Here is a 3,406-nt window from a genome sequence, read left to right as displayed (position 1 = left end):
AGTGTGTACTCACTTCTTTAAAACGTTGACGCTTTGTTTTGTTCAGTTTTCAAAGAGCAATTTCGTTGTCGTTTCTTCCGAAGCGACTTGATTATCATAACATGATTTCTTTTACTGCGTCAATAACTTTTTACAAAAAGTTTTTTGATAACCATTGAATACTCGGTCAGCTCTTGTAGCAGCTTTATTAATATATCAGCGTTAAAAACAATAGTCAAGATTCTTTTTTGTTTTTTTACAAAAAAATTAAGTACTGCGCTAAAACCTTTTTCAGTAGAAATTGATAACACTTAATCTTTGGACTTCAAGTGACCGGGAATATACCTCATACACTCATTTGCTGGTGCTATACGCTTAAATAACGCAAACAAAATCTTATACCGTTCCTCCATAGCATTCTTCACAATATATTCTATTCTTTCATCCTGAAAATCAAATAAAATCTCATCCATTTCTCTTTTTAACAGATACTCTATTTCAAGCCGCTCTTTTTCATCAATGATCATACCAAACACTGGTCCCACCTCCACATGTATGTATGTTGTGCTAGTTATCCTGTTTTTATAAATGCTTTCTTACGTAACTAGGTTATATATATCAAAAAACAGCATAGGATGAAAAAAAGAGAAGATGGACGAGGTGATAAAAAACATGAAGTTTTTTTTGGTTCTTCATTCAAGAGGGTTTAAGCAAGCCGCCCTTATATTATTAGCTGCTTTCTTTTCCGCCTGGTTTTTATTTGTACAAAATCTATTTCATGCCCCTGTGTTTTCTACTTCTGGTGGCCCTAAAGCCGTTTATAAAGGAGAAAAAAACATTGCTTTAACCTTTAATATTGGATGGGGCGACGAAAGAACAGTACCTATATTGAAAACCCTCAAAAAGGAATACGTTCGATCAGCTACCTTCTTTCTTTCTGGTTCTTGGGCGGAGAGACACCCAGAAATAGTAGAATCGATTATAAAGGAAGGTTATGAAATAGGAATGCTAGGATACGCTTATAAAGATTATTCCGAATTAAAGGATGAGGAAATTCAGCAAGATATAGGCAGAGCCCAAGAAGCATTTAAAAAACTAAATGTAAAAGATATAACCTTACTACGTGCCCCCACCGGTCATTTCGATCGCAGGCTCCTCAAAATAAGCGAGCGATATGGCTATACCGTTGTCCATTGGAGCATTGATTCTCAAGACTGGACCAACCCAGGGGTTGAAAAGATTGTCCAAAACGTTCACCGGGCAGATAAAGGGGATATTGTCCTATTACACGCTTCTGACTCTGCCAAACAGACCAACAAAGCTTTGCCAGCACTTATTCAAGACCTACAAGCAAAAAAACTGACCCTCGTTACCGTTTCAGAAATGATTTCGAATTCAAGCACCAAAAGTGAAGAGATTCAGTAAAAAAAAGGCTGCCCCTTCTGTGCTGGGACAGCCTCTTTCTATATTAAACTTCCTTTAACACTTTATTTTTCCCTTTAGACTTACTAGCAGCTTTCTCCGCTCTTCTGGCTTCTAACTCTACCTGTGATTTACGAATAAGCTTGTCCAGGATTAACAACTGATAAATATTACATACAATTAACGGGATAAACATGAAATACATCCAGCTGTCATCATCCGCACGTAGAACAGGTGTCCATTCCAATGTTGTGATTACGGTCATGAAAAACAAGGCAGGGATAAAGGCCTGCTTATTTGTTTGTTTCGCCTTAAAGTAAGCGGTAATCAAACCAATGACCAATAACATAATCGCAACCGCTATATATGGAAATAGGGCTTCTCCCTTTGAAGCGAAATTTGTATACCTAAGATACACTAAATCAAATAGAACAAAGATAATTAATACTACCTGTACTGAATTCCATAAAGATACACTTTTAAATATCCCTAAACCAAATCGATGAACCGTCAAATAAGCAAAAAAGCCCGCCTGACTTAGGACACTGAAAATCAGTCCTACACCAATCATCCAAATGAACGATATAATTATTTCCCCTATTTCAAAAGAACTAAAAAGTGGTTGAAATTGATCCCAACGGAAAACAAACCCCGCAAGCCCCGCTGCTACTCCACCTATTACTAACGTAGATATAAATAAGTTCACTATATTTCGGCTATTCATTATGCTCCCCCAGTCGATCATTTCCTTATCTAATTGTAACAATTCCCACTTCAAATATCTACATTTTCTAAGATCCGGAATAAAACCCAGCAAGTAATCCATATTAAAAATATGAAACAATGAAAGGGGCTCTGATTATGAGATACAGTGGTATCTTACCTATATTTTTCTTATGTCTCATATGTTCCGGCTGCAACCAGAATGAGACAAGCACTGAGAAGTTGGATTATGAAGAAACAAAAAAAATGGTTGTGGACATCCTTAAATCCGATGAAGGTAAAAAAGCCGTTCAAGATGTATTATCAGATGAAAAAGTAAAAAGTGAATTTATCATGGAGCAAGAAGCAATAGAAAAGACCATTAAAGAAACACTTACCTCCGATGACGGCAAAAAGTTTTGGAAAAAGGCGTTTAAAGATCCTAAGTTCGCAAAAGCATACGCAAACAGCCTCAAGACTGAACATGAAACACTTTTAAAGGATTTAACAAAGGATCCAACCTATCGAGGGATGATTATTGATATATTGAAGGAACCAGACTTACAGAAAGAGTTTAAAGACTTACTCAAAACTAAAGAAATGCGAGAACTTTCTAAAGAAACGTTAATTGAAACGATGGATAGTCCGCTGGTTAAAGCCAAGATTGAAGATATCTTACTTAAAGCTGCAAAAGAATTGTCAAAAGAAAACTCTTCTAAAGCTAAAGAAGCTTCAACCGCATCCGGCAATAAACAAGAAGAAAAATAAAACAGAGGCAGACGATTAGTCTGCCTCTTTGTCTTTACTTAACTTTTGCCACTATTTTTTCAGCAATATCTGTGAATATTCTGCCTAAGCGATGATCTTCCGCATACACAGACGGAGCAAAATCATCCTCGTTCCAATCCGGTTGCTGAAGTGGAAGCTGCCCAAGAACTTCTGTACGTAGTTCTTCTGCAAGCTTCGCACCGCCGCCTTTACCGAATACATATTCCTTCTGACCTGTCGTTTTGCTTTCGAAATACGACATATTCTCAATGACTCCAATTACCTCATGTTCGGTTTTAATCGCCATCGCACCTGCCCGCGCTGCTACGAATGCTGCTGTTGGATGCGGAGTGGTTACAATGACTTCTTTGCATGATGGAAGCATTGAATGTACATCTAACGCTACATCACCCGTACCAGGAGGAAGATCAAGAACTAAGTAATCAAGATCGCCCCATTCAACTTCATTGAAAAAGCTGTTGAGCATTTTGCCAAGCATCGGACCTCTCCAAATGATTGGTGCATTATCCTCAAC

General features: G+C 37.6%; 5 protein-coding genes. 2 read left to right on the top strand and 3 right to left on the bottom strand.

Going from position 1 to position 3,406, the window contains the following annotated elements:
* Window positions 1–290 precede the first annotated feature (290 nt).
* A complete protein-coding gene (locus AC52RT_RS06170; protein WP_495539934.1) occupies window positions 291–515 on the bottom strand; it encodes a hypothetical protein in 225 nt (74 codons plus the stop codon).
* Between the two features lie 136 nt (window positions 516–651).
* On the opposite strand from AC52RT_RS06170, the gene pdaB reads away from it, so the two are divergent.
* Window positions 652–1,404: a polysaccharide deacetylase family sporulation protein PdaB gene (pdaB, locus tag AC52RT_RS06165; RefSeq protein ID WP_495539933.1), complete on the top strand. Its 753-nt coding sequence runs from the start codon at window positions 652–654 to the stop codon at window positions 1,402–1,404.
* A gap of 43 nt (window positions 1,405–1,447) precedes the next feature.
* On the opposite strand, the gene AC52RT_RS06160 is transcribed toward pdaB, so the two are convergent.
* Window positions 1,448–2,125: a KinB-signaling pathway activation protein gene (locus tag AC52RT_RS06160; RefSeq protein ID WP_495539932.1), complete on the bottom strand. Its 678-nt coding sequence runs from the start codon at window positions 2,123–2,125 to the stop codon at window positions 1,448–1,450.
* A 137-nt stretch (window positions 2,126–2,262) separates the two neighbouring features.
* On the opposite strand from AC52RT_RS06160, the gene gerD reads away from it, so the two are divergent.
* On the top strand, window positions 2,263–2,871 hold the full coding sequence (gerD, locus tag AC52RT_RS06155; protein ID WP_495539931.1) for a spore germination lipoprotein GerD: 609 nt from the start codon (window positions 2,263–2,265) through the stop codon (window positions 2,869–2,871).
* A 34-nt stretch (window positions 2,872–2,905) separates the two neighbouring features.
* Here the strand turns inward: gerD and AC52RT_RS06150 are convergent.
* Window positions 2,906–3,406 (bottom strand): P-loop NTPase (locus AC52RT_RS06150; RefSeq protein ID WP_495539930.1); only part of this gene is annotated, 501 nt, incomplete at its 5' end.

Source organism: Peribacillus sp., assembly GCF_059453735.1.
The sequence above is the reverse complement of the archived record's forward strand: the minus strand, read 5'-3'. Positions and strand labels throughout refer to the sequence as shown.